This window comes from Pseudomonas alcaligenes, assembly GCF_014490745.1.
Classification (GTDB): Bacteria; Pseudomonadota; Gammaproteobacteria; order Pseudomonadales; family Pseudomonadaceae; genus Aquipseudomonas; species Aquipseudomonas alcaligenes_C.
Window position 1 is genome coordinate 142,942 of the sequence record NZ_LZEU01000001.1, and the last position, 24,836, is coordinate 167,777.

The 24,836-nt window shown below is 65.1% G+C and carries 23 protein-coding genes; 13 read left to right on the top strand and 10 right to left on the bottom strand.

From position 1 onward, the window contains the following. The first annotated feature begins 78 nt into the window (after positions 1-78). From A9179_RS00670 to A9179_RS00690, 5 genes are all read left to right on the top strand, one after another. Positions 79-1,434, top strand: a complete 1,356-nt coding sequence (locus A9179_RS00670; protein WP_187803943.1) for a flavin-containing monooxygenase — start codon at positions 79-81, stop codon at positions 1,432-1,434. Further along, entirely contained in the window at positions 1,434-1,856 is a 423-nt protein-coding gene (locus tag A9179_RS00675) for a RidA family protein (RefSeq protein WP_187803944.1), read from the top strand. The genes A9179_RS00670 and A9179_RS00675 overlap by 1 nt, the downstream gene beginning before the upstream one ends. Before the next feature lie 9 nt (positions 1,857-1,865). Then, positions 1,866-2,540, top strand: a complete 675-nt coding sequence (locus A9179_RS00680) for a DUF1028 domain-containing protein (protein WP_187803945.1) — start codon at positions 1,866-1,868, stop codon at positions 2,538-2,540. Between the two features lie 76 nt (positions 2,541-2,616). Then, positions 2,617-3,774 (top strand): acetylornithine deacetylase, encoded by a 1,158-nt coding sequence (gene argE / locus A9179_RS00685; RefSeq protein ID WP_187803946.1) that lies wholly within the window; start codon positions 2,617-2,619, stop codon positions 3,772-3,774. Between the two features lie 79 nt (positions 3,775-3,853). Further along, positions 3,854-4,405, top strand: coding sequence for a YdeI/OmpD-associated family protein (locus A9179_RS00690; RefSeq protein ID WP_187803947.1), 552 nt, complete (start codon positions 3,854-3,856; stop codon positions 4,403-4,405). A gap of 291 nt (positions 4,406-4,696) precedes the next feature. On the opposite strand, the gene A9179_RS00695 is transcribed toward A9179_RS00690, so the two are convergent. From A9179_RS00695 to A9179_RS00715, 5 genes are all read right to left on the bottom strand, one after another. Next, complete coding sequence (locus A9179_RS00695; protein WP_187803948.1) at positions 4,697-4,990, bottom strand: GIY-YIG nuclease family protein; 294 nt, start codon at positions 4,988-4,990, stop codon at positions 4,697-4,699. A 199-nt stretch (positions 4,991-5,189) separates the two neighbouring features. After that, a complete protein-coding gene (locus A9179_RS00700; RefSeq protein WP_187803949.1) occupies positions 5,190-5,594 on the bottom strand; it encodes an MAPEG family protein in 405 nt (134 codons plus the stop codon). 425 nt (positions 5,595-6,019) lie between these two features. Then, the gene (locus A9179_RS00705; RefSeq protein WP_187803950.1) at positions 6,020-7,312 is read right to left on the bottom strand and encodes a hypothetical protein; all 1,293 of its coding nucleotides are present in this window, start codon (positions 7,310-7,312) and stop codon (positions 6,020-6,022) included. A gap of 262 nt (positions 7,313-7,574) precedes the next feature. Then, a complete protein-coding gene (locus tag A9179_RS00710) occupies positions 7,575-9,206 on the bottom strand; it encodes a mechanosensitive ion channel family protein (RefSeq protein ID WP_187803951.1) in 1,632 nt (543 codons plus the stop codon). 115 nt (positions 9,207-9,321) lie between these two features. Next, the gene (locus A9179_RS00715) at positions 9,322-10,233 is read right to left on the bottom strand and encodes a LysR family transcriptional regulator (protein ID WP_187803952.1); all 912 of its coding nucleotides are present in this window, start codon (positions 10,231-10,233) and stop codon (positions 9,322-9,324) included. A gap of 202 nt (positions 10,234-10,435) precedes the next feature. Here A9179_RS00715 and A9179_RS00720 point away from each other — a divergent pair, with 202 nt between their 5' ends. From A9179_RS00720 to A9179_RS00750, 7 genes are all read left to right on the top strand, one after another. Next, positions 10,436-11,236, top strand: a complete 801-nt coding sequence (locus A9179_RS00720) for a carbon-nitrogen hydrolase family protein (protein ID WP_187803953.1) — start codon at positions 10,436-10,438, stop codon at positions 11,234-11,236. A gap of 382 nt (positions 11,237-11,618) precedes the next feature. Next, positions 11,619-13,109: an aldehyde dehydrogenase gene (locus A9179_RS00725; protein ID WP_187803954.1), complete on the top strand. Its 1,491-nt coding sequence runs from the start codon at positions 11,619-11,621 to the stop codon at positions 13,107-13,109. Between the two features lie 31 nt (positions 13,110-13,140). Next, positions 13,141-14,523 (top strand): aspartate aminotransferase family protein, encoded by a 1,383-nt coding sequence (locus A9179_RS00730; RefSeq protein ID WP_187803955.1) that lies wholly within the window; start codon positions 13,141-13,143, stop codon positions 14,521-14,523. A gap of 179 nt (positions 14,524-14,702) precedes the next feature. Beyond that, positions 14,703-15,692 carry an ABC transporter substrate-binding protein gene (locus A9179_RS00735; protein WP_187803956.1) on the top strand — a complete coding sequence of 330 codons (990 nt, stop codon included), beginning with the start codon at positions 14,703-14,705 and terminating at the stop codon, positions 15,690-15,692. Positions 15,693-15,926: 234 nt separating this feature from the next. Further along, on the top strand, positions 15,927-16,730 hold the full coding sequence (locus tag A9179_RS00740; RefSeq protein WP_187803957.1) for an ABC transporter permease: 804 nt from the start codon (positions 15,927-15,929) through the stop codon (positions 16,728-16,730). Continuing rightward, positions 16,718-17,551: an ABC transporter ATP-binding protein gene (locus tag A9179_RS00745; protein WP_187803958.1), complete on the top strand. Its 834-nt coding sequence runs from the start codon at positions 16,718-16,720 to the stop codon at positions 17,549-17,551. The genes A9179_RS00740 and A9179_RS00745 overlap by 13 nt, the downstream gene beginning before the upstream one ends. Before the next feature lies 1 nt (position 17,552). Further along, positions 17,553-19,190, top strand: a complete 1,638-nt coding sequence (locus A9179_RS00750; RefSeq protein WP_187803959.1) for a GMC family oxidoreductase — start codon at positions 17,553-17,555, stop codon at positions 19,188-19,190. Here the strand turns inward: A9179_RS00750 and A9179_RS00755 are convergent. From A9179_RS00755 to A9179_RS00775, 5 genes are all read right to left on the bottom strand, one after another. Then, a complete protein-coding gene (locus A9179_RS00755; RefSeq protein WP_187803960.1) occupies positions 19,177-20,517 on the bottom strand; it encodes a hemolysin family protein in 1,341 nt (446 codons plus the stop codon). The genes A9179_RS00750 and A9179_RS00755 overlap by 14 nt on opposite strands. A gap of 91 nt (positions 20,518-20,608) precedes the next feature. Continuing rightward, entirely contained in the window at positions 20,609-21,919 is a 1,311-nt protein-coding gene (gene phoR / locus A9179_RS00760; protein ID WP_187803961.1) for a phosphate regulon sensor histidine kinase PhoR, read from the bottom strand. Between the two features lie 39 nt (positions 21,920-21,958). Next, on the bottom strand, positions 21,959-22,648 hold the full coding sequence (phoB, locus tag A9179_RS00765) for a phosphate regulon transcriptional regulator PhoB (protein ID WP_187803962.1): 690 nt from the start codon (positions 22,646-22,648) through the stop codon (positions 21,959-21,961). 86 nt (positions 22,649-22,734) lie between these two features. Next, positions 22,735-23,628: a 4-hydroxybenzoate octaprenyltransferase gene (gene ubiA / locus A9179_RS00770; RefSeq protein WP_187803963.1), complete on the bottom strand. Its 894-nt coding sequence runs from the start codon at positions 23,626-23,628 to the stop codon at positions 22,735-22,737. Positions 23,629-23,740: 112 nt separating this feature from the next. Further along, positions 23,741-24,289, bottom strand: coding sequence for a chorismate--pyruvate lyase family protein (locus tag A9179_RS00775; protein WP_187803964.1), 549 nt, complete (start codon positions 24,287-24,289; stop codon positions 23,741-23,743). A gap of 163 nt (positions 24,290-24,452) precedes the next feature. On the opposite strand from A9179_RS00775, the gene A9179_RS00780 reads away from it, so the two are divergent. After that, a complete protein-coding gene (locus A9179_RS00780) occupies positions 24,453-24,620 on the top strand; it encodes a rubredoxin (RefSeq protein WP_187803965.1) in 168 nt (55 codons plus the stop codon). The last annotated feature ends 216 nt before the right edge of the window (positions 24,621-24,836 follow it).

Genomic DNA, 24,836 nt, shown 5'->3' on the forward strand with positions numbered 1-24,836 from the left:
AATCCCCGGCTCTGAACAGAATGCGGCCAACACCCACAGATGGCCGCAACAGCAGAACATGCGCCGAGGAAGCAAGCCATGACCGACCTGAATCAAGCCGCCTTCGCGCAGCGCCCAGGCAGCAAGGTTGAACCCGTTGAAATCGACACCCTGGTGGTCGGTGCCGGCCAGGCCGGCGTGGCCGTCAGCGAGCACCTGAGCGCGCTCGGTGTGCCGCACCTGGTGCTGGAGAAGAACCGCATCGCCGAAGCCTGGCGCAGCGGGCGCTGGGATTCGCTGGTGGCCAACGGGCCGGTCTGGCACGACCGCTTCCCAGGGCGCGAATTCGACCTCGACGCCGACGCCTTCGCCCCCAAGGAAATGGTCGCCGATTACTTCGAGGCCTATGCCCGCCAGTTCAACGCACCGATCCGCACCGGCGTGGAAGTGCACAAGGTGGTGCGCAACGCCAACCGCCCCGGCTTCACCGTCGAGACTTCTGCCGGAGTGATTCAGGCCCGCCGCGTGGTCTCGGCCACCGGGCCGTTCCAGCGCCCGGTGATCCCGCCGATCGCGCCGCAGGATGAGCGCATCCTGCAGATCCACTCCGCCGCCTACCGCAACCCGCAGCAGCTGCCCGAAGGCGCCGTGCTGGTGGTCGGGGCCGGTTCGTCCGGGGTGCAGATCGCCGATGAATTGATGCGTTCCGGCCGCCAGGTCTACCTGTCGGTCGGTGCCCACGACCGCCCGCCGCGCAGCTACCGCAACCGTGATTTCTGCTGGTGGCTGGGCGTGCTCGGCCTGTGGGATCTGGAAGCGGCGCAGCCGGGCAAGGAACACGTGACTATCGCCGTGAGCGGTGCCCGCGGCGGCCAGACCATCGACTTCCGCCGCCTGGCCCATGAGGGCATGACCCTGGTCGGCCTGACCAAGGCCTTCAAGGACGGCGTGGTGAGCTTCCAGGACGACCTGGCCGACAACCTGGCGCGTGGCGACGAGAACTACCTGTCGCTGCTCGACGCCGCCGATGCCTATATCGCCCGCAACGGCCTGGATCTGCCGGAAGAACCGCAGGCACGGCAGACCTACGCCGACCCGGCCTGCGTCAGCCAGCCGATCCTCGAACTGGATCTGGCCCAGGCCGGCATCACCTCGATCATCTGGGCCACCGGCTACGCCGTGGACTTCAGCTGGCTGCAGGTGGATGCCTTCGACGCCAAGGGCAAGCCGCAGCACCAGCGCGGCGTGTCCAGCGAGCCGGGGGTGTACTTCGTCGGCCTGCCGTGGCTGTCGCGCCGTGGCTCGACCTTTATCTGGGGTGTGTGGCACGACGCCAAGCACATCGCCGGGCACATCGCCACGCAGCGCCAATACGCCGATTACCGCGATGCCGCGCAGCGTCAGGCCGACGCCGCGGCAGCCGCCCCCACTGTCAGAACCCTGGGAGTAAGTTGATGCCTACCCACACCCGCATTCGCATGTTCAACACCAAGGACACCTACCCCAACCAGTCCCTGGACAACGACCTGTGCCAGGCCGTGCGCGCCGGCAACACGGTGTACGTGCGCGGCCAGGTCGGCACCGACTTCAACGGCAACCTGGTCGGCCTCGGCGACCCGGCGGCCCAGGCCGAGCAGGCGATGAAGAACGTCAAGCAACTGCTCGAAGAGGCCGGCAGCGACCTCAGCCATATCGTCAAGACCACCACCTACATCATCGACCCGCGCTACCGCGAGCCGGTCTACCGCGAAGTCGGCAAATGGCTCAAGGGCGTGTTCCCGATCTCCACCGGCCTGGTGGTGTCGGCCCTCGGCCAGCCGCAGTGGCTGATGGAAATCGATGTGATCGCGGTCATCCCGGATGACTGGAATCAGTAAGGAGCGTCCATGACCTTTTCCATCGTCGGCCGCTGCGCCGAGACTGGCCAGCTGGGCATCGCCATCAGCTCGTCGAGCATCGCCGTCGGCGCCCGCTGCCCCTGGCTGCGCGCCGGGGTCGGTGCGGTGGCCACGCAGAACATCACCCTGCCGGCCCTCGGCCCGCAGGTGCTCGATCTGCTGGAAGCCGGCCTGGAGCCCTCGGCCGCTCTGGACAAGGCCCTGGGCAGCAACGGCTACGGCCAGTTCCGCCAGGTCACGGTGGTCGATAGCCACGGCGCTACCGCGCTGTTCACCGGTAGCGAGGCCCTAGGTGTGCACCATGCGCGGGCCGGCGAGCAGTGCGTGGCGGCCGGCAACCTGCTGAGCTCTCCGGGCGTGATCGACGCCATGGTCATCGCCTTCGAGCAGGCCGGCGGCTGCCTGGCCGAGCGCCTGCTGGCGGCCATGCAGGCGGCGCTGGACGCCGGCGGCGAAGCCGGCCCGGTGCATTCGGCGGCGCTCAAGGTGGTGGGCGAGCTGGTCTGGCCGATCATCGACCTGCGCGTCGACTGGGCCGAGCAGGATCCCATCGGCGAGCTGGCCGGCCTCTGGCGTGCCTACCAGCCGCAGATGCAGGATTACATCACCCGCGCCCTCGACCCGACCCAGGCGCCGAGCTACGGCGTGCCGGGCGACGAGTAAGCTTCGAACCACCCCCTCTCCCTCCGGGAGAGGGCCGGGGTGAGGGGCAACCCCGCCCACCACGGAGATACCTGGCATGTCCGACAGCCGCGCCCTGCTGGCAAAACTGATCGCCTTCGACACCACCAGCCGCGAGTCCAACCTGGCGCTGATCGAGTTCGTCCGCGACTACCTGGCCGGCTTTGGCATCGCCAGCCAGCTGCTATTCAACGCCGAGCGCACCAAGGCCAACCTGCACGCGCGCCTGGGCCCGAGCGGGGCGGGCGGGGTGATGCTGTCCGGGCATAGCGACGTGGTGCCGGCCGACGGCCAGGCCTGGAGCGTGCCGCCGTTCCAGCTCAGCGAGCGCGACGGCAAGCTCTACGGCCGTGGTACGGCGGACATGAAGGGCTATATCGCCTGCGTGCTGGCCGCCGTGCCGGCCTTGCTCGCCCAGCCGCTGCGCCTGCCGCTGCATATCGCCATCTCCTACGACGAGGAAGTCGGCTGCCTCGGCGTGCGCAGCCTGGTCGAACAACTGCGCGCCAGCCCCGAGCGCCCGGCCATCTGCATCATCGGTGAACCGACCGAGATGCGCCCGGTGCTCGGCCACAAGGGCAAGCTGGCGATGCGCTGCCAGGTGCACGGCGCCGCCTGCCACTCGGCCTATGCGCCGCAGGGCGTCAACGCCATCGAGTACGCGGCGCGGCTGATCGGCAAGCTCGGCGAAATCGGCCAGCGCCTGGCCGCGCCGGAACGCCACGACGCCCGCTTCGACCCACCCTACTCGACGGTGCAGACCGGCGTGATCAGCGGTGGCCGTGCCCTCAACATCGTGCCTGCCGAATGCCAGTTCGACTTCGAAGTGCGCGCCCTGCCGGCGGATGACCCGCAACAGGTGGCGGAGGAGCTGCAGGACTATGCCGCGCGTGAACTGCTGCCGCGCATGCAGGCGGTGCAGGCCGACACGGCGATCCGCTTCACCCCGCTGAGCGCCTACCCCGGCCTGTTCACCGACGCCCGCAGCGAAGCCGCCGAACTGCTGGCCCTGCTCAGTGGCTCGCGGGATTTTTCCACCGTGGCCTTCGGCACCGAAGGCGGCCTGTTCGACGAAGCCGGCATCGCCACCGTGATCTGCGGCCCCGGCAGCATGGAGCAGGGCCACAAGCCGGACGAATACGTCAGCCTCGATCAACTGGCCCAGTGCGACGCCATGCTGGCGCGGCTGGTGGCATGGCTGCAGCAGACGGCCTGAACCGATCACCTGTAGGCTATTCGCAGCTAGGCTTGCTGCTGTCCATCACCCGGGACGGCCCATCGGCTGCGGATACGCCATGACTACCAACGCAAACCGCTCCACCTTCAGCGCGACCTTGCGCCGTCCCGCCAAGCCCGGCGGCGATGCCTTCTGGGCCTTCGTCGTGCTGCCCGAGGCAGTGAGTGCCGAGTTGCCCCGCCGCGGCCGGGTAACGGTGGCGGTGTCGCTCGCCGACCAGCAGTTCCAGGCCACCCTCGAGCCGGACGGCCAGCTCAGCCACTGGTTGCCGCTCAGCCGGCAGCTGTGCGAGGCGGCCGGAGTGACGGCCGGCGACAGCGTCACCCTGGAGCTCATGACCCTGGCGCAGGAGCCGGAGCCCGAGGTTCCTGCCGATCTGCACGAGGCCCTGCAGGCCGCCCCGGCGGCGCTGGCGGTGTGGCAGGCGACCACCACCCTCGCGCGCCTGGACTGGATTCACTGGATCACCTCCGCCAAGCAGCCCAAGACCCGCGCCAAGCGCATCGCCGATGCCTGCGACATGCTGGCCTCCGGCAAGAAACGTGTGTGCTGCTTCGATCCTTCCGGCTACTACAGCAAGGCCTTTTGCGTACCCGAAGCGGCGGAATAAGCCCGCTGCAGAGCCGTGTGTCCTGTTCGATGAGGCCGGCATCGCCACCGTGATCTGTGGCCCCGGCAGCATGGGCCAAGGCTGCTCAACGCTAAAGCGGCTGTCGGAATGACGGAGTGAGAGGAATAACTCCGCGCCATACCCCCTACCTCGTCATTCCCGCGCAGGCGGGACAGCGGCTTTATCGCTGAACAGCGCTTGCGCTGGCCTGAAGGGGAATCATCCAGCAGCGCCAGCGCCAGACCTGCAGAAGAATCGGCCAGCCTTGTGCCAACCTCACGGCCCCAAGACCTACCTCACAATCTCCTCCCACAAGTCCCGCCACTCAGGATTGCTCGCCTCGATCAACCTCAGCTTCCACTCCCGTCGCCATTTCTTCAGCTGCTTCTCCCGCTCAATGGCGCCAGGCATGGACTCATGCATTTCGTAGTAGACCAACTGATGCACGTCATAGCGCTGCGTGAAGCCTTCGATACAGCCATCACGGTGTTCCCAGATACGTTTGATCAGGTCGCTGGTTACGCCAACGGAGAGCGTTCCATTGCGCTGGCTGGCGAGAATGTAAACGGCAGGTCCTTTAAGCATGGCTGTCCTTCCTGGACGTTGTTGTTCCTTCGGCAGCGCCTTGAGTGGCTGGAGAGTTTTGTATCAAGGCAGGCTCTGGAGTTGCCAACCTGGATTCCCGCCTCCGCGGGAATGACGAGGTAGGAGGTATGGCGCGGAGTTATGCCTCTCACTCCGTCATTCCCGCGAAGGCGGGAATCCAGTGGCCCGGCACAGATATCTACCCAGCCATCCACACCTGCAGTACCACCGCCCAAAGCCCAAGCACAGCCAGAAAATTGATCGTGAACACCAACCCGCGCAACCGAACATTGCTGGTGAATATCTGCACGCCACTATGCAACAACCGCCCACCGATAAACACCCAGGCCAGCACCACCGCCGCGGCACTATCCACCTGCGCCTGGATCAGCAGCAGACAGGCCGCATAGAAAAACAGCGGCCACTCGAACTGGTTGGACAGATTGGCGCTGATGCGCGGCTCGATCATCGCCCAGGGATTGGAACCATCCGCCCGCTGGCCAATACCCCAGATCTTCGGTGCGCGGGCAATGGTGAGCAGCACATAGAGCAGAGCGGCGAGTGCTACGTGGGCGGCCATGGGCAGAAGCAGGGGGCTTGGCATATGGACTCCAGGTGGTGGTTAGTTGGGCTTTGGGCTAAGTCGCGTAGTGCGAAAGTGTTGGAGCAAAGTGAGAGGCAGTTGAGAGCATTGCTAAACTTCGGCGGAAATGTAACCGGCTTTCAATTTGTGTTTCTTTGCAACTTCTGAGATGTGATCGTTTTGGCCTATTTCTTGATATAAGTCGGAAAGAATTTTTATTACTGCTTGCACCGCTGCTTCGTATTAATTTACTGAATTTATAAGTGAGTGCTCTGCAAGCGTTTATTGAAGATAGTTGATTGCGACATCAATTCGATCAATGGCCTCGTGGATGTGGCCATCGTTGAGTTCGTAGTTGTCAGTCATTTTACACCGGCGCTGCGCGGCTTTATTGCGCAGCGTCCTGTAGATTGATGGGTTGGGAAAGCTCTAGATATGCGCAATATCTAGAAATTCTCGGTGACCTTCCTAAAGAGGCACATCGGCTGAAACGTCTTGTTTGGCATTGGCTTTACGACAGCAACGAAATTCTTCGTATCCTCTGACTGACTATTTACCCCGATGTAGCTTTCGCCATTGAAGTTGAAAGGGGAAACGGTCGAATATCGAGCCCGGAAATATACAGATTCCTTTCCTCCTTGCTGCATCCAGAAACCAGCATCATCGCCTTTTTGAGAAAAGATGGGACAGTCACGAATTCCATATCGTGTGGCACTCATCTGGCAAGGAATAAGCCAAGAAGCTTCATCCATGGGTGAGGCGGGTACGCTTAGCTTTGTTGCAGAGCTTCCACGCTCAACAAGAAGCACAGACCCATCCATGTAATTTGATTCAAAGTTTCGGTGAAGAACACGATCAAGCTTTCCATCGTTGTCAAAGTCAAAAACACTTTCGCTACTGCCTGCCAACTCCGTGGGTAGCTCGGCTGAAGGACTGCCCCAATCGGGACGACGTAGTTTGATCGCCGCTTGATTTGGATAGGAGCCGAACGAATAGAAATCTCCTCTTAGCTCTTCAAGTGTGGCCTTACAGACTTCATGCGAGCCTGTCAGAAGCTCAATCGTACCAACGGTCGGAGCTTTCTGAGTTGAACGGGGGTATTCCAATTCGTCGCGAGGGAAACGCGATATATCTGGAAAATCTACACAGACTGACAGGGGCTGCCTCGATCTGGATTTTGAATTATTTTCACTCGTTTCTGGCTCAATAACTCGTTCTGTATGACATTTCTGAACTGATACATTCTGGTAACCAGAGAATTTGAAACTCACGTCAGGATTTTCGCTTTCTTCCCAGCAGTGCCCCGTAAACCAGATACGGGATGCGATCTTTCTTTTATTCACCCAAACGGAAGCAAAAACCTCAGGATCACCACCGCACATACCGTAGGGACGGGCCGCTCCTTCCCCGACCTTCGCACGAACTCTATTGCCTGAGGGAAAAATACACTCTGCAATTTCGCCCGGCTTGACAGTATAGGTAGCGCTTTGTGTTTTCCCCCCTCTTTGAAATTCCTTGATCGAGGCCGGTTCACCAACTCCTATTTTTGTTCCCTCAACTGAGACTGTCTCAAATTGAAATGTCTTGTAGTCTGAGTAACTGCATTGAATGGTTAGTGAGCGCGTAATGTCGTCATCGAACTCAGCAAAGGAATGTCCGGATGTGCCTAATAGCGCCAATCCAAGAACTACGGCTAAAGAGCGCTTCATTGCGGTTTCACCCTGTTGCTCAACTATCATTAGGCGACATCACTGTCGCATCACACACTGCAAGTGTGTTGGAAAATTCCCTGTCGCTAACTAAGTCGCTACGCACTCAAGGCTCTTCGTGGAGATCACGACAAACTGCGCAAGAAAATACGTCCAGCACGACAAGCCCGATGACCTAGCATCCGCTTGCTCATCCAAGTCTGACGCTACGGTTTTGCCATCCCGCTGTCCATCGGCCACTGAAACATTACCTTGAGTGTGCTGAAACCTGTCGGCTAGGGCCGGAGCGGACTCAGTCGCCGGGCGGTTGTTCTGCCGGTTTGGCCGGGGCCGCATACCAGTGTTCGCGTGGCACCCACTTGGCATCCTTGGGATCGCCCAGGTAGTGCGGCGACATGATCTGCACGCCGTACTGGTTGAACACATCCTGGATATTGGCGTGCAGCTGGCTCAGTAGCTCGGCGCGTGGGCGCGGTTGGGTGGGTAGGGCCAGGGCCACCAGGTGGTACTCCGGATAGAAGTCCGAGAGAGCCGTCTGGAATACCCGTGGTGCGGTCTTGTCGGAGATGCCGGGCGTGCGCAGGGCGGCTTCTATCAGCATGGCTTCGACCTGGCGCCAGGGGGTGTCATAGCCGATGGTGACCACCGTATCGACGATATAACCCTGGCCCTCCACGGCCCGCGAGTAGTTCTTGGTCACGCTGCCGGTGATCAGTGAGTTGGGTAGGGTCAGTTCTTCGCCCAGGCCGGTGCGGATGCGCGTATTGAACATGCCGACCTCGCTGACCGTGCCCTCGTATTCGCCGATGCGCACGTATTCGCCGGCCCGAAAGGTGTGTGAGTAAGTCAGGATCAGGCCCGCGGCCGCCTGGCCGACCACGCTGGAGGCGCCCAGGGAAATCATCAGGCCGACCAGTACCGACAATCCCTTGAATGCCTCGGTGCCGGCGCCCGGCAGGTAGGGGTAGGCCATCGCCAGGGCGAACAGCCAGATGGCCAGGGCGGTCAGGCGCATGGTGGGCTGCAGGGTTTCCTGGGTCAGCCAGTTGCGCGTCGGGCCGGGGCTGGCCAGGCGTCGCAGCAGGCTTCTGGAGAAGCTGCTGGCGGCGCGGGCGAGAACAAAGATGATGGCGGCAATCACCAGGCCCGGCACGGCATCGACGGTGTTGTTCAGCAGATAGAGTGCAACTTCCTGCAGGTAGCTGTTGAGGTTCTCGCCCCAGGGCCGGGTGTAGGGAAATTGCGACAGGACGAAGCTCAGCCATTCGTAGCTCAGCAGCAGGATCAGCAGCCAGCGCAAGCCCCAGAACAGACGGGTAATCACCGGGTAGAGCTGACGCGTGTCGATCAGTGGCGTCTGCCCCAGCTTCACGGCCAGGTTGTGCCGGTGCAGGAGGTGCGGCAGGCGCTCCAGCAGCCGGCGCCTGGCATAGGCGATAGCCGCGAGCAGCAGGGCATACACGCTGGTGGCGATGGCGCTGAACAGCAGTGCCCTGAGCATCAGCTGCAGGTTGCGTCCTTCGTGGGTTTCGCTGACGACCAGGCGCAAGTTGTCTGCCGCCGCCTGGGCCATGGTCTGGGCGGATGGATACAGCAGCGGATCGAGGTCTTGCGGGGTGACGAAAAAGGCCCGCTGGTCGCCCAGCAGCACCACATAGCTGTCGTGGATCGGCTCGATCCGCACCGCCGGCTCGTCCATATCGGCCAGCACATCGCGGATGACCTGTTCGGCCCGGTGCACCCGCTGCTTGGGGGCTTCGCCGAGCAGGCTGGCGCGAAACAGCATGATGCTGCGATTGGCGATCTTGAGTTCGACGGCCGGCTGCTCGGCGGTCTGCGCGACCAGGGGGACGGGTTCTGCCAGGCTCAGGCCGGGAAGGGCGGCGATCCAGCCAAGCAGTACGGCGCAAAGCAGTTTAGCCATGAGCAACTCCTGTAAGGGCAGCCGCCACGGCTGCCATCCAAGCCAAGGCAAGCTTATGGCAAGTGTGGCCAGTGTGCCTGGTTGCTGTTGCCGAAGCGGTGCTGCTGGGTGGGCCTCATTTGCCGGCGGGCGCCAACTGCTCCTTGCAGTACTCGACGAACAGCTGCGCCGGTTTGGTCAGCTGGGCGCGCTTGAGCCAGCCGGCGACCAGGGCGGAGCCGGTGACGTTTTCGCTGATGTCGATGCACACCACCTTCTTGCCGTCGTAGGTGCATTCCGAATGCGGCTTGGTGACCAGCACCGAGAAGCCGAAGCCCTGGCCGACCATACCGCGCACCATCTCGATGGAGGGCGAGCCGAAGACGATGTTGGGACTCAGGCCGAGTTCCTCGAACAGGCTGACGAAGTAGGTGCGGCTGGGTTGCACGTCGAGCAGGATCATCGGCTCCAGGGCCAGGTCGCGCAGCGAGACCTGGGCTTGGCTGGCGAAGCGGTGGCCTTCCGGCAGCAGGGCGTAGGGCCGTTGCGCCGGCATCAGTGGTTCGGTCTCGATGGTGCCGTCGAGGTCGTGCTCGTAGAAGATCGCCAGGTCGAAGCGGCCGCCGGTCAGGCCCTGCACCAGCTCCTGCTGTTCGCCGTCGTGCAGGCGGATTTCCACCCCCGGATAGCGTTCGCGGAAACCGGCGATCAGGCGCGGCAGGTACAGCGGGGCGACGGTCTCGAAGCAGCCGATGTCGATCTGTCCGGATACCACGTCGTTGTCGGCCAGGGCGTTCTGCTCGAACTCCCGGGACATGCGCAGCAGCTCCTGGGCCTTGCGGTAGAAGCGCGCGCCGCTGGGGGTCAGCGATACGCCCTGGGCGTGGTGGCGGATGAACAGCTGCACGCCGAAGCTTTCTTCCAGGCCCTTGATCGCCGTGGAGATCGACGGCTGGGCGATGTACAGCTTGCGCGACGCCTCGGCGACACTGCCGCATTCCACGGTGGTGACGAAGTACTTCAACTGACGCAGGGTATAGGAAGCCACAACAAACCTCGGTAGATCCGCTTGCGCTCACCATAGCGCGTTCAGGGCCGGTAGGCGGCAGGTGCTGGTGAGCATTTTGTTCGGCAGCGACGATATTTTTCCTGCTGCCGGCTCCTGTTCCGCCGGCCGGCGGGGAGCGATAGTTGCTTGCAAGAGCCGTACACGAAATCCTGACAGCTCAAACAGGTAATAAGGAGCTCATATGCGCTTGGCCCTTTGGCAAACCCAAGGCTTTCCCGGCGATGTCGCCGCCAACCTCGCCGCTATCGATGGCCAGCTGCGCGCCGCGGCTGCGGCCGGGGCGCAGCTGTTGCTGTGTCCGGAGCTGTGGCTGGGCGGCTACAACGTGCCGGCGCAGATGGCGGAGCTGGCCGAGGCGGCTGACGGCCCGGCGGCGCAGCAGCTCGCCGAACTGTGCCGCCGGCATGGCGTGGCGCTGTGCTACGGCTATGCGGAGCGCCACCCGCAGGGCGGCAAGCCGTACAACTCGGCGCAGCTGATCGACGTCGCCGGCCAGCGCCTGGCCAACTACCGCAAGACCCATCTGTTCGGGCCCATGGAGCAGGCGGTGTTCACTCCTGGCGAGCAGCTCGATGCGCCGTTCGAGTTCGCCGGCTGGCGGGTCGGCCTGCTGATCTGCTTCGACGTCGAGTTCCCGGAAAACGTGCGTCACCACGCCCTGGCCGGTGCCGAACTGGTGCTGGTGCCGACCGCGCTGACTCCGGAATACCGCGCGGTGCCGGAGCTGATCGTGCCGACCCGGGCGGTGGAGAGCCAGCTGTTCGTCGCCTACTGCAACCACAGCGGGATCGAGAACGGCCTGGCGTTTCTCGGCGGCTCCTGCGTGGCCGCGCCCGATGGTCAGCGCCTGGGCGCCCTGGCCGGTGGCGAGGGGCTGTTGCTGGTCGATCTCGACCGCAGCCAGCGTGGCGAATGGCAGGCGACTTTCCCCTATATGGCCGAGCGCCGCGCCGAGTTGTACGGCGCTTTGACCCGCCGCTGAGGGTGGTGCGCAAGGCGGCGCCGGGAGCGTTTTTCCACACTCCTAGCGCGCCGAAATAGTGCGCTCGACAGGTCGATTTCACCCGCTTCCGGCCGCTCGCTGACGCGCCCTCGCAAGCGCCCGGCGAGCGCTCTGGATGGCGCCTGCCCAGTCCCGGCGCGGCCTGCGTCGGAGTGCCCGGCGTAGCTGTGGACGCTGGGTCGACGGTGGCTGGCTGGCCCCGGCGCAAGCCTGCCCAACAAGCTGGCGTGCTGCCCTGTGCTGGTGCGGCGCAAGGCAGCTTTTTCGTATGTCCCGAAGACATTTTTAATATTTTTCCTATCCCCCGGTTTCGGCCACCATCGGTTCGCAACAGCAATCCAATTGCGAGAAGGGGATAGCGGTGTACGAGCTCAGTGACTGGCAACGACGTGCCGAACAGCAGCGCTTCATCGACCGGGCCATCATCAATGGTCGCCAGGTCGGCGCCGAGTCGGGCGCGACCTTCGCTTCGCGCAACCCGGCCACCGGCGCACTGCTGGCCAATGTCGCCGCCTGCGGTGCAGCCGATGTGGAGCTGGCGGTGCAGGCCGCACGGCAATCCTTCGAGGCCGGCAGCTGGTCGCGCTGCGCCCCGGGCGAACGCAAGGCCGTGCTGCTCAAACTGGCCGAGCTGATCCTGGCCAACCGCGACGAACTGGCCCTGCTCGATTCGCTGAACATGGGCAAGCCGGTGATGGACGCCTGGAACATCGACGTGCCGGGCGCCGCCGGGGTGTTCCGCTGGTATGCCGAAAGCCTCGACAAGCTGTACGACGAAGTGGCGCCGAGCGCGCCCAACGTGCTCGCCACCATCACCCGCGAAGCGCTGGGCGTGGTCGCCGCCGTGGTGCCGTGGAACTTCCCGCTGGACATGGCCGCCTGGAAGCTCGCCCCGGCCCTGGCCGCCGGCAACTCGGTGATTCTCAAACCGGCCGAGCAGTCGCCGTTCTCCGCTCTGCGCCTGGCCGAACTGGCCCTGGAAGCCGGCATCCCGGCCGGGGTGTTCAACGTGGTGCCGGGCCTCGGCGAGGAAGCCGGCAAGGCTCTCGGCCTGCACATGGACGTGGACTGCCTGGCCTTCACCGGCTCCACCGAAGTGGGCAAGTACTTCATGGCCTACTCGGCCCAGTCCAACCTCAAGCAGGTGTGGCTGGAGTGCGGCGGCAAGAGCGCCAACCTGGTGTTCGCCGACTGCCAGGATCTCGACCTGGCCGCGGAGAAGGCGGCCTTCGGCATCTTCTTCAACCAGGGCGAAGTGTGTTCGGCCAACTCGCGCCTGCTGGTCGAGCGCAGCATCCACGATGAATTCGTCGAGCGTCTGGTGGCCAAGGCCCGCGCCTGGCTGCCGGGCGACCCGCTGAACCCGGCCAGTGGCGCCGGCGCCATAGTCGAGGAGCGGCAGACCGCACGGGTGCTGGAGTTCATCCGCAGCGCCCAGGGCGAAGGCGCCCAGCTGGTCTGCGGCGGCCGTCAGCTCAGCTACAACGGCTCCAGCAACTTCATCGAGCCGACCATCTTCACCGGCGTGCGCCCGGACATGCGCCTGGCCCGCGAAGAGGTGTTCGGCCCGGTGCTGGCGGTCATGCCGTTCGACAGCGAAGAAGAGGCCGTGCGCCTGGCCAACGACAGCATCTACGGCCTGGCCGCCTCGGTGTGGAGCGACGACCTCAATCGCGCCCACCGCGTGGCGCGCGCCCTCAAGGCCGGCACCGTGTCGGTGAATACGGTGGACGCTCTCGACGTCAGCGTCCCTTTCGGCGGCGGCAAGCAGTCCGGCTTCGGCCGCGACCTGTCGCTGCACTCGTTCGACAAATACACCCAGTTGAAAACGACCTGGTTCCAACTCCGTTGAGTTGCGTACCGGCATGCCAGGAGCCCTTGCGATGACTGCCCAGATCAACCCGACCCGTTCCACCCAGGATTACCAGGCGCTGGATGCGGCCCACCACATTCACGCCTTCCTCGATCAGAAAGCGCTCAACGAGAAAGGTGCGCTGGTGATCGCCAAGGGTCAGGGCCTGCACCTGTGGGACACCGACGGCAAGCGCTACCTGGACGGCATGTCCGGCCTGTGGTGCACCGCGCTCGGTTACGGCCGCGAAGACCTCAACGCCGCCGCTACCCGCCAGCTGGCCGAGCTGCCGTATTACAACCTGTTCTTCCACACCACTCACCCGCGGGTGATCGAGCTGTCCGAGCTGCTGTTCAGCCTGCTGCCGGCCCACTACAGCCACGCGATCTACACCAACTCCGGCTCCGAGGCCAACGAGGTGCTGATCCGCAGCGTGCGCCGTTACTGGCAGATCCTCGGCCAGCCGCAGAAGAAGATCATGATCGGCCGCTGGAACGGTTACCACGGCTCCACCCTGGGCAGCACTGCGCTGGGCGGCATGGGCTTCATGCACGAGATGGGCGGCATGCTGCCGGACTTCGCCCACATCGGTGAGCCGTACTACTTCGCCGAGGGCGGCGACCTGAGCGAAGAAGCCTTCGGCCTCAAGGCGGCCCGCGAGCTGGAAGCCAAGATCCTCGAACTGGGCGCCGAGAACGTCGCCGCCTTCGTTGCCGAACCCTTCCAGGGCGCCGGCGGCATGATCTTCCCGCCGGCCAGCTACTGGGCCGAGATCCAGCGCATCTGCCGTCAGTACGATGTGCTGCTGTGCGCCGACGAAGTGATCGGCGGCTTCGGCCGTACCGGCGAGTGGTTCGCCCATGAGCACTTCGGCTTCCAGCCGGACACCCTGACCATCGCCAAGGGCCTCACCTCCGGCTACATCCCCATGGGTGGCCTGGTGTTCTCCAAGCGCATGGCCGAGGTGCTGGTCGACCGCGGCGGCGTGTTCGCCCACGGCCTGACCTACTCCGGCCACCCGGTGGCGGCGGCGGTGGCCATCGCCAACCTCAAGGCGCTGCGCGACGAAGGCATCGTCAGCCGAGTGAAGAACGACACCGGCCCGTACCTGCAGAAGCTGCTGCGCGAGACCTTCGCCAACCACCCGCTGATCGGTGACGTGCAGGGCGCGGGCATGGTCGCCGCGCTGCAGTTCGCCGAGGACAAGGCCAGCCGCAAGCGCTTCGCCAACGAGAACGACATCGCCTGGCACTGCCGCACCGTCGGCTTCGACGAAGGCCTGATCATCCGCTCCACCCTGGGCCGCATGATCATGGCCCCGGCACTGGTGGCGACCCACGCCGAGCTTGACGAGCTGGTGGAGAAAACCAAGCGCGCGGTGGATCGCACCGGCCGCGAGCTCAAGCTGCTCTAGACCGCGCACCGCCCTCTGCCGGTTGCGGCAGAGGAGCGTTTCACCCCAGGCCCCGCAGAGGGCCCTGTAATGCAGAGCCGCCGGCCAGGTGCCGGCGGACAGGAGAGGTTTTGGCCGAAATCGGCCCGCTGCCCCGAGATTTCAATAACTAAAGCCAACAGGCTGAGGGAGTGCTCCACATGAACAAGACCTTGCGCCACCGCATCGCCCGCTCTTTTGCATGTACCGCTCTGGCCGCCGGCATGGCCGCCACGGCCCAGGCCGGCACGCTGTCCATCGGCCATACCACCTGGGTCGGCTACGGCACCCTGTACCTGGCCCGCGACCTCGGCTACTTCAAGGAGCAGGGGCTGGACGTCGAGTTCAGCGTGATCGAGGAGTCGGCCATGTACATGGCGGCCCAGGCCTCCGGCAAGATTTCCGGCTCGGCCTCGACCATCGACGAGATCCTCAAGTACCGCTCCAAGGACTTCTGCTTCAAGGCAGTGGCCGCCCTCGATGAATCCCACGGTGGCGACGGCGTGCTGGTGGGCAAGGACGTGACCAGCCTCGACCAGCTCAAGGGCAAGGCCGTGGCGGTCAACGAAGGTTCGGTGTCGCAGTTCTGGCTGAGCTACCTGCTCAAGCAGAAGGGCATGAGCATGAGCGACCTGGAAATCCAGAACATGACCGCCGACGACGCGGCTACCGCCTTCATCGCCGGCCGCGTACCGGCGGCGGTGACCTGGGAGCCGCACCTGTCGCTGGTCAAGGCCAAGGGCCAGGGCAAGGTGCTGATCGACAGCACCGAGACCCCCGGCGTGATCGTCGACGTGGTGGCGCTGTCCTGCGATGTGGTCGACAAGCAGCCGGACGACGTCAAGGCGCTGGTCAAGGGCCTGTACAAGGCGGTCGAGTACACCAAGGCCCATCCGCAGGAGGCCTACGCGATCATGGCCAAGGGCGTCGGCGGCTACCTGTCCGATCCCAAGGATCTGGCCGAGGCCGCCAAGGGCGTGAAGTTCTATGACCAGGCCATGAGCGAGAAGCTGCTCGGTACCGCCGGCAAGTCGGGTGATATCGCCGAGATCATCAAGCTGGCCAACGAGACTTGGACCCAGCTGCAGGGCAAGACCTACGACGTGAAGTACGAAGACCTGGTGGATACCGCCTTCGTGACTCCCCAGTGATCGGCTACTGACTCTTCGTCCCGGCCGCGGCTGTTAGGGAAGTACAGAGCAAACGTCATTCCCGCGTAGGCGGGAATCCAGATGCTCCGTGGCACCTGGGCTCCCGCCTGCGCGGGAGCGACGGTAAATGAGTTGTTCGGCGTTTGCCTGGTTCGAGAAGTCATGAAGTACCCGCGCCGCCGCACCCTTCGAGGTGTGCGGCGGACATTCCTGCTGTTGATGTGGAGGTGGTTAATGGCCACGCAAAAATCCTGGCTGCAACGCTGCCTGACCCCCAAGGTCGAGCTGCCCGGCCGCCTTATTTTCGGCGCCAGCACCCTGTGCTGGTTGCTGGTGATCGGCCTGTGGGCCGGTCTGTCCTACGGCGGCGTGGTGCCGTCGATGTTCCTGCCGACCCCCGGCGATGTAGTGGCTGCCGCCGTGCGCCTGGCGGGCGATGGCACCCTCGGCAAGCACGTGTGGGCCAGTATCGAAGTGGTGATGATCGGCTTCATCGTCTCGTCCCTGGTGGCGGTGCCGCTGGGCCTGCTGATGGGCAGCTTCCGCATCGTTCAGGCGCTGCTTGAGCCGCTGGTGAACTTCATCCGCTACCTGCCGGTGACCTCCTTCGTGCCGCTGTTCATCCTGTGGATCGGCATCGGTCTTGAGCAGCGCGTGGCGGTGATCATCTTCGGCGTGTTCTTCCAGCAGCTGGTGATGGTTGCCGACGTCTCCAAGGGCGTGGCCAAGGATCTGGTCAATGCCAGCTACACCCTTGGCGCCAACCGCCGCGACGTGATCTTCCACGTGCTCGGCCCGGCCTCGCTGCCCGGCGTGCTCGACACCCTGCGCGTCACCATGGGCTGGGCCTGGACCTACCTGGTGGTGGCCGAGCTGGTCGCCGCATCCAGCGGCCTGGGTTACATCAGCCTCAAGGCCATGCGTGGCTTCCAGGTCGACGTGATCTTCCTCGCTATCGCCATCATCGGCCTGCTGGGCCTGGTGACCGACCAACTGTTCCGTCTGCTCCGACTGAGGATTGCCGCATGGGCGCACTAGCCGTTAAACCGCATATCGTGACTGCGCCGAGCGAGCACACCGATGCCCCGGCCCGTCTGCAGGTAAAGAATGTCAGCCTGCGCTACCAGTCGCCCAAGGGCGAGACCTTCACCGCCCTGGACAACGTGTCCTTCGAGGTGCCGGATCAGCAGTTCTCGGTAATAGTCGGGCCGTCCGGTTGCGGCAAGTCGAGCCTGCTCTACCTCACCGCCGGCCTGGCCGAGCCGAGCGACGGGGAAATCTACGTCGGCGGCAAGAAGGTCGAGGGGCCGGGCGCCGACCGTGGCATGGTGTTCCAGAGCTACACCCTGTTCCCCTGGCTGACGGTGCGCAAGAACGTCGAGTTCGGCCTCAAGCGCCGTGGCCTGCCGGCCAACGAGATCCGCTCCATCGTCGACTTCTACCTGGGCGAAGTCGGCCTGGCCAAGTTCGCCGAGCATTACCCCAAGCAGCTGTCCGGCGGCATGATGCAGCGCGTGGCAATCGCCCGGGCGCTGGCCAACGACCCGCAGATCCTGCTGATGGACGAGCCGTTCGGCGCCCTCGACAGCCAGACCCGTCTGCAGATGCAGCAGCTGCTGCTGCAGGTGTGGGGCAACAGCAAGAAGACCGTGGTGTTCGTCACCCACGACATCGACGAGGCGATCCTGCTGGCCGACCGCATCTACGTGATGGGCGCGCGGCCGGGGCGGATCAAGGAGATCCTGCAGGTGCCGATCGAGCGCCCGCGCCACCTCGACGTGGTCATGGAGCCGGAGTTCATCCGCATGAAGCGGCACATCCTCGAACTGCTCCACGACGACATGGAAGAGGTGCACTGAGATGACGGCCGAGCACGGCTTCGACTATCTGATCGTCGGCGCCGGCTCGGCCGGCTGCGTGCTGGCCAACCGCCTGAGCGCCGACCCGAGCGTGCGCGTGTGCCTGATCGAGGCCGGCGGCAGCGATGCCAGTCCGCGGGTACAGGTGCCGGCCGGCACCATCAGCCTGTACAAGAGCAAGGTGTTCAGCTGGAACTACTTTTCTGCGCCGCAGCGGCAGCTCAACAACCGCAGCCTGCACACCCCGCGCGGCAAGGCCCTGGGCGGCTCCAGCGCGATGAACAGCATGATCTACATCCGTGGCGATGCCAGCGACTACCAGCGCTGGGAAGCCGCCGGTTGCCCCGGCTGGGGCTGGGACGACGTGCTGCCGTACTTCAGGAAATCCGAGGGCAACCGCCTCGGCCAGTCGCTGCACTACCACGGCACCCAAGGCGAGCTGTGGGTGGACAAACCGCGCGATCCCAACCCGCTGTCCGAGTTGTATGTGCGCGCCGCCGCGCGTCTGGGCCTGGCGCGCAACGACGACTTCAATGGCGGCACGCTGGAAGGCGCGGGCATCTACAACGTCACCCAGAAGCATGCCCGGCGGCTGTCCAGCTACCGCGCCTTCGTTCATCCGCTGCGCGGGCGCGCCAACCTCAGCGTGCTCAGCGGCTGCGAGGTGCAGCGGCTGCTGCTCGATGGCAGCCGGGTGACCGGCGTGGAGCTGCGCCAGGGCGGCCAGACGCGGGTGCTGCAGTGCCGGCGCGAGACCATTCTGTGTGCCGGCGCGCTGGGCTCGCCGCACCTGCTGCTGAAGTCCGGCATCGGCCCGAGGGCCGAGCTGGAAGCCGCCGGCGTGGCCTGCCAGGTCGACCTGCCGGGAGTCGGCAAGAACCTCCAGGATCATATCGACGGGCTGGTCACCGTGCGTTCGCCGAGCCCACTGTCGCTGGGCTTTTCCCTTGGCTCGCTGGGCAAGGTGCTGGCCGCGCCGCTGCAGTATCTGGCGCGGCGGATGGGCTGGCTGACCACCAACTACGTCGAGGCCGGCGGCTTCGCCCGCACGCCGCTGGCGGACGGGCTGGCGGATGTGCAGATGCACTTCGTGCCCGGTTATCGCAGCCATCGCGGTCGCCTGTTCGAGTGGGGTCACGGCTACGCCATCCACACCTGCGTGCTGCGCCCGCAGAGCATCGGCGAGGTGCGCCTGGCGGCCGACCGCAGCCTGGCCATCGACTTCAACTTCTTCAGCGACGAGCGCGATGCCCGGGTGCTGGTGGAGGGGGTCAAGCTGGCGCGGCGGATTCTCGCCCAGCCGGAGTTCGATGGCCTGCGCGGCGCCGAAATGCTGCCGGGGCCGCAGGTGCAGACGGATGAGCAGTTGCTGGCGCACCTGCGCCAGTACGCGGCCACGGTGTTCCACCCGGTGGGCACCTGCAAGATGGGCACGGACGAGCTGGCGGTGGTGACCCCGCAGCTGCGGGTACGCGGGCTGGACAACCTGCGGGTGGCGGATGCCTCGATCATGCCGACGCTGATCAGCGGCAACACCAACGCGCCGTGCATCATGATCGGCGAGAAGGCCGCCGATCTTATCCGCGAGCACGCGGCGCCGGCAGTCGCGGCGCAGCGGCAGGTGCTCAGTCCAGCTTGAGCACCTTGGCCAGGACGATCTTCGGGCCTTTCATCTTCTTGATGATCACCCGCAGGCCTTCGCCGTCGACCACTTCTTCCTCTTCCGGCACCCGGTTGAGGCTTTCGTAGACCAGCCCGGCCAGGGTCTCGGCCTCGAGGTGGTCGAGGTCGATGCCGAGCAGGCGCTCGATCTTGAACAGCGGGGTGTCGCCGCGTACCAGCAGCTTGCCTGGCTGGTAGGCGAGGATGCCGCGCTCGGCCTTGTGGTGTTCGTCCTGGATATCGCCGACCAGGGCTTCCAGCACGTCTTCCATGGTCAGGAAGCCGACCACCTTGCCGTCGGCCTCTTCGACCAGGGCGAAGTGCGCGCCGCCCTGGCGGAACTGTTCCAGCAGGCTGGACAGCGGCATGTGCTTGGTCACCCGCTCCAGTGGATGGAGCAGCTCGGTGAGCTTGAACTTGGACGGCAGCATCTCGAACAGCGACAGCTGCAGGAGCAGATCCTTGATGTGCAGCAGGCCGACGAAGCTGGCGGTTTCCTCGTCGTACACCGGGAAGCGGCTGTACTTGTGGCGGCGGAACAGGCTGAACACTTCATCCAGCTTGGCGTTGCTGTTGAGGTAGACCAGATCCTCGCGCGAGTTGGCCCAGTCCACCACTTCCAGTTCGCCCATTTCCACGGCCGAGGCCAGCACGCGCATGTCCTGGTCGCTGGGGTCGCGGGCGCGGCTGGAGTGGAGGATCAGCTTGAGTTCGTCGCGGCTGTAGTGGTGCTCGTGGTGCGGCCCCGGCTCGCCCTGGCCGGCGACGCGCAGGATGGCGTTGGCGCTGGCGTTGAGCAGGTAGATGGCCGGGTACATGGCCCAGTAGAACAGGTACAGCGGCGCCGCCGTCCACAGCGACAGCAGCTCGGGTTTGCGGATTGCCCAGGACTTCGGTGCCAGTTCGCCGACCACGATGTGCAGGTAGGAAATGATGAAGAAGGCGAAGAAGAAGGCGATGCCGTGAACCAGCTTCTCCGACTCCACGCCGAGCATGCTCAGCAGCGGGGTAAGCAGTTCGGCAAAGGCCGGCTCGCCAACCCAGCCGAGACCGAGGGAGGCCAGGGTGATACCCAGCTGACAGGCCGACAGGTAGGCGTCGAGCTGGTTGTGCACGGTGCGCAGGATGTGTCCGCGCCAGCCGTTTTCCTCGGCGATGGCTTCGACCTTGGTCGCGCGCAGCTTGACCATGGCGAACTCGGCGGCAACGAAGAAGCCGTTGAGCAGAACGAGGAAGAGGGCGAACAGCACGAGGCCGATATCGGCGAAATAGGTGGCGGCGGAGTGACTAGAGGAGGGATCCATTGGGGGGTAGGGGTGACCAGAGAAGGCTAAAGGGTGGCGGCAGATGCAGGCGATTGCAAGTCGCAAAAGCCGGCACGATGTTTCTGCCGGCTCAGGCCGGCTGGCGGGTGGCGACCTGCTGCACGGGGAAATGGCAGGTGAAGGTGCTGCCCTTGCCCGGCACGCTGGCGATGTCCAGGCGCGCGCGGTGGCGCAGCAGCACATGCTTGACGATGGCCAGGCCGAGGCCGGTGCCGCCGGTGTTGGCGGCTCGGCTGGAGTCGACCCGGTAGAAGCGCTCGGTGAGGCGCGGCAGGTGCTTGGCCTCGATGCCGATGCCGTTGTCGGAAACGCTGAAGTGCGCGCCCTGTTCGTCGCCCCACCAGCGGATGCGGATCTCGCCTTCTTCCGGCGAGTACTTCACTGCGTTGAACACCAGGTTGGAGAAGGCGCTGCGCAGCTCGGCCTCGCTGCCCTTGAGCTTGAGGCCGGCGTCGGCCTCCAGGCTGATGCGGTGGTTGCGCGTGGCGGACAGCGCCTGGGCGTCGTTCTTGATCGACAGCAGCAGGAGGTCGACCGCCACCGGCAGGTTGTCCGAGGGGTAGTCGGTGGCTTCCAGCTTGGCCAGCAGAAGCAGGTCATTCAGCAGGTTCTGCATGCGCGCGCCTTGCTGCTGCATCTGCTGCAGGGCGCGCAGCCAGCGTGGATTCACGTTCTCGACGTTGTCCAGCAGGGTTTCCAGGTAGCCGGTGATCACCGTCAGCGGCGTGCGCAGCTCGTGGGAGACGTTGGCCACGAAGTCTTTGCGCATCTGTTCCAGCTGGTGCAGGCGGGTGACATCGCGCACCAGCATCAGGTGCTCGCGGTTGCCGTACTGGGTGATCTGCACCTGCAGGCGCAGGCGGTCATTGATCGGCGAGGGCAGCTCCAGGGTGTCGCGGTAGTTGCCCTGCTCGAAGTACTCCTTGAAGCGCGGGTGGCGCAGCAGGTTGCTGATCGGCTGGCCACTGTCCTGCGGAGTCTTCAGGCCGAGCAGGGTTTCCGCGGCGCGGTTCCACCACTCCAGGTTGCCGTCGCTGTCGAGCATGATCACCGCATCGCGCAGGGCCGCAGTGGACTCCTGCACGCGGTCGATCACCGCCTGCAGGCGGCCGCGCACGCGCTGGTCGCGGCGTTGCAGGTGGTAGATGCTGTCGAACACTTCGCCCCACAGGCCGTAGCCTTCCGGCGGGGCCTCGTCGGCCTGGCGCTCGCTCAGCCACTTGTGCAGGCGCAGCAGCTGCTTGAGGTGCCACAGCAGGTAGCCGCCCAGGCCCAGTACCAGGCACCAGGCGTACTGGCCGCTGAGCAGGCCGAGCAGGCCGCAACCGGCGAGCAACAGCAGCAGGCGGCGTGCCAGGGCGCCGCGCCAGTTTTGATTCACCTAGCGCTTCCTTTCGTGACTGCAGGCAAGCCGGACGGCTCAGCTCTTGGTGGAGAAACGATAACCGGTGCCGCGCACCGTTTGCACCAGGTCTTCGTAGACCTCGCCGAGGGCCTTGCGCAGGCGGCGGATATGCACGTCGACGGTGCGCTCCTCGACATACACGTTGCCGCCCCAGACCTGGTCGAGCAGCTGGCCGCGGGTGTAGGCGCGCTCCTGGTGGGTCATGAAAAACTGCAGCAGGCGGTATTCGGTGGGGCCCATCTCGGCCGGCTTGCCGTCGATGGTGACGCGGTGGCTGATCGGGTCGAGCAGCAGGCCGCCTACTTCGATCGGCGACTCGCCGTCGTTCGGCGCGGCGCGGCGCAGCACGGCCTTGAGGCGGGCGACCAGCTCGCGCGGCGAGAACGGCTTGGTGATGTAGTCGTCGGCGCCGACTTCCAGGCCCTGGATCTTGTTGTCCTCTTCGCCCTTGGCGGTGAGCATGATGATCGGGATGTCGTCGGTCAGCTCGTCGCGCTTGAGCCGGCGGGCCAGCTCGATGCCGCTGGTGCCGGGCAGCATCCAGTCGAGCAGGATCAGGTCGGGCTTGCGGTCGACGATCAGGGCGTGGGCCTGCTGGGTGTTTTCCGCCTCCAGGCAGTCGTAGCCGGCCATTTCCAGCGCCACCGCGATCATCTCGCGAATCGGCGCTTCGTCGTCAACGATCAGGATGTTCTTGCCAACCATGGGTTCCCGCCTCGGTTTATCTGTCTGCGCCGCATTAGATAACGGAATTATTGCAGCGATGTGACAGGCCTGCGGCAGCCGCTGATCTAGCGCAGCGCATAGTCGATGACGATGCCCAGCAGGATCGCCAGGCCGGCCCAGTGGTTGTGCAGGAAGGCGGCGAAGCAGGCCTGCGGCTCGCGCTCGCGAGTGCTCCAGAACTCCCAGGCGAAGCAGGCGGCGGCGCCGCACAGGCCGAGGAAGAACCAGATGCCCAGGCTGAAACGCGCGCCGGCCATGGCCAGGCACAGCAGGGCCAGGCCCTGCAGGGTGAGGATGATGACCCGGTCGGCGTCGCCGAACAGGATGGCGGTGGATTTGACCCCGATCTTCAGGTCGTCCTCGCGGTCGGTCATCGCGTAGTAGGTGTCGTAGGCCACCGTCCACAGCAGGTTGGCCAGGTACAGCAGCCAGGCCGCCGGCGGTGGCAGCTCGCCGGTCACCGCGCTGAAGGCCATCGGCATGCCCCAGGAGAAGGCCGCGCCAAGCACCACCTGCGGGTAGAAGGTGAAGCGCTTCATGAACGGGTAGCAGGCGGCCAGGGCCAGGCCGCCGAACGACAGGAGGATGGTGGTCAGGTTGGTGAACAGCACCAGCACGAAGCTCAGCGCCACCAGCACGGCGAACAGGGTCAGCGCCTCGCGCACGCTGATCTTGCCGCTGGCCAGCGGGCGTGCCTGGGTGCGCGCCACGTGGCCGTCGAAGTGGCGGTCGGCGTAATCGTTGATCACGCAGCCGGCGGCGCGCATCAGTAGCACGCCGGCCACGAAGATGAACAGCAGGCCGGCACTCGGTACGCCCTTGCTCGCCACCCACAGGGCCCACAGGGTCGGCCACAGCAGCAGGTAGATGCCGATCGGCTTGTCCAGGCGCATCAGCTGGATGAAGTCCCAGGCGCGCGGGTGCAGGCGGTTCAGCGATTGCAGCAGGGTGGTGTACATCGGCGGCTCTCCGGACACGATGCGGCGATTATACGGGCAGGGCGCCAGGCTGTAGGAGCGAGCTCTGCTCGCGAAGCGGACGCAGCGCAAAAATCGCGAGCAAAGCTCGTTCCTATGAGTGCCCGGCGTGCTGCCAGAAGGTCGGCAGGAATACCTCGGCCACCAGCACGCCGAGGCCGTCGCGCCAGAAGCACGAGCGGCGGCCCCACAGGCGTTCCTCGCGCACCTCGGCGGGCAGCCAGGCGGCCGGGTAGCGACACACCTGCAGCTCCTCGCGGGAGAAGGCGCGGTCGCTGAACAGCAGCTCGCCGAGGGAGCGGCTGCCGAGCTTGCCGAGGTCGAGCCCGGAGCCTTCCAGGGCGCTGCGTGCGGCCACGCTGCGGGCGAACACCCAGGCCTGGCCGGCGCCGCGCAGGAACACCTCGCGCACCCAGCCCTGGCTGCCGGCCGGCAGCTGCAGGGCGGCACACTCGTCGACGCGCAGCACCTGCCAGCCCTGCTGCAACGGCAGCACGCTGAACTGCCCGGCGCTCAGTGCGGTCAGGCGGCGGGTCAGCGAGTCGCGATCGAACAGCCAGTCGCGCTGGAGCGGCGCGGGGGCCGGGTGCAACTGGGCGGCATTCAGCCAGCGGGGCGGGTGGGCGAGCGAGGCGGGGGGCACGGCAACGGCTTCGGCTGAGTCGGGAGGCGCGAGCTTAACATGCCCGTTCAGCTCGCTGGGGCTTGCGCAGCGGCGCGCGGGCCAGTAAAAAGCCTGCTGATTTTTTGACCAGGCATCCGCCCGCAGAGGCGGCGCCTGCAGCCCGAACGACGAGGTGGATGCGATGAAGAAGTGGCAATGTGTGGTCTGCGGCCTGATCTATGACGAGAGCCAGGGCTGGCCGGATGACGGCATTGCTGCCGGCACCCGCTGGGAAGACGTGCCGGCCGACTGGCTGTGCCCGGACTGCGGCGTCGGCAAGGGCGATTTCGAGATGATCGAAATCGCCTGATCAACGGCCCGTACAGGGCCAGCAAGACCCGGTGAACGGCGGCCCCAGGGCCGCCGTTTGCATTTTCGGCGCGGGATGACGGGCGACCGCTGGTCAGGATCGGCGCCGGGCAAGTGGGCCGAACAGCCTCTAAAACGGGGATTTGTCGGGCTTTTGGCGAGAACGTCACTGGTTCTGTCGTAAACGCCATGTCATTGCCCGAACAAACCGTTCCAG

Excerpts from the sequence above, each read along its gene's own strand:
- A9179_RS00690 (WP_187803947.1), top strand. The coding sequence starts at position 3,854 with ATGACTACCAACGCAAACCGCTCCACCTTCAGCGCGACCTTGCGCCGT.
- A9179_RS00780 (WP_187803965.1), top strand. The coding sequence starts at position 24,453 with ATGAAGAAGTGGCAATGTGTGGTCTGCGGCCTGATCTATGACGAGAGC.
- A9179_RS00730 (WP_187803955.1), top strand. The coding sequence starts at position 13,141 with ATGACTGCCCAGATCAACCCGACCCGTTCCACCCAGGATTACCAGGCG.
- argE (WP_187803946.1), top strand. The coding sequence starts at position 2,617 with ATGTCCGACAGCCGCGCCCTGCTGGCAAAACTGATCGCCTTCGACACC.
- A9179_RS00750 (WP_187803959.1), top strand. The coding sequence starts at position 17,553 with ATGACGGCCGAGCACGGCTTCGACTATCTGATCGTCGGCGCCGGCTCG.
- A9179_RS00675 (WP_187803944.1), top strand. The coding sequence starts at position 1,434 with ATGCCTACCCACACCCGCATTCGCATGTTCAACACCAAGGACACCTAC.
- A9179_RS00735 (WP_187803956.1), top strand. The coding sequence starts at position 14,703 with ATGAACAAGACCTTGCGCCACCGCATCGCCCGCTCTTTTGCATGTACC.
- A9179_RS00745 (WP_187803958.1), top strand. The coding sequence starts at position 16,718 with ATGGGCGCACTAGCCGTTAAACCGCATATCGTGACTGCGCCGAGCGAG.
- A9179_RS00740 (WP_187803957.1), top strand. The coding sequence starts at position 15,927 with ATGGCCACGCAAAAATCCTGGCTGCAACGCTGCCTGACCCCCAAGGTC.
- A9179_RS00710 (WP_187803951.1), bottom strand. The coding sequence starts at position 9,206 with ATGGCTAAACTGCTTTGCGCCGTACTGCTTGGCTGGATCGCCGCCCTT.
- A9179_RS00700 (WP_187803949.1), bottom strand. The coding sequence starts at position 5,594 with ATGCCAAGCCCCCTGCTTCTGCCCATGGCCGCCCACGTAGCACTCGCC.
- A9179_RS00670 (WP_187803943.1), top strand. The coding sequence starts at position 79 with ATGACCGACCTGAATCAAGCCGCCTTCGCGCAGCGCCCAGGCAGCAAG.
- A9179_RS00680 (WP_187803945.1), top strand. The coding sequence starts at position 1,866 with ATGACCTTTTCCATCGTCGGCCGCTGCGCCGAGACTGGCCAGCTGGGC.
- A9179_RS00705 (WP_187803950.1), bottom strand. The coding sequence starts at position 7,312 with ATGATAGTTGAGCAACAGGGTGAAACCGCAATGAAGCGCTCTTTAGCC.
- phoB (WP_187803962.1), bottom strand. The coding sequence starts at position 22,648 with ATGGTTGGCAAGAACATCCTGATCGTTGACGACGAAGCGCCGATTCGC.
- ubiA (WP_187803963.1), bottom strand. The coding sequence starts at position 23,628 with ATGTACACCACCCTGCTGCAATCGCTGAACCGCCTGCACCCGCGCGCC.
- A9179_RS00695 (WP_187803948.1), bottom strand. The coding sequence starts at position 4,990 with ATGCTTAAAGGACCTGCCGTTTACATTCTCGCCAGCCAGCGCAATGGA.
- A9179_RS00755 (WP_187803960.1), bottom strand. The coding sequence starts at position 20,517 with ATGGATCCCTCCTCTAGTCACTCCGCCGCCACCTATTTCGCCGATATC.
- A9179_RS00720 (WP_187803953.1), top strand. The coding sequence starts at position 10,436 with ATGCGCTTGGCCCTTTGGCAAACCCAAGGCTTTCCCGGCGATGTCGCC.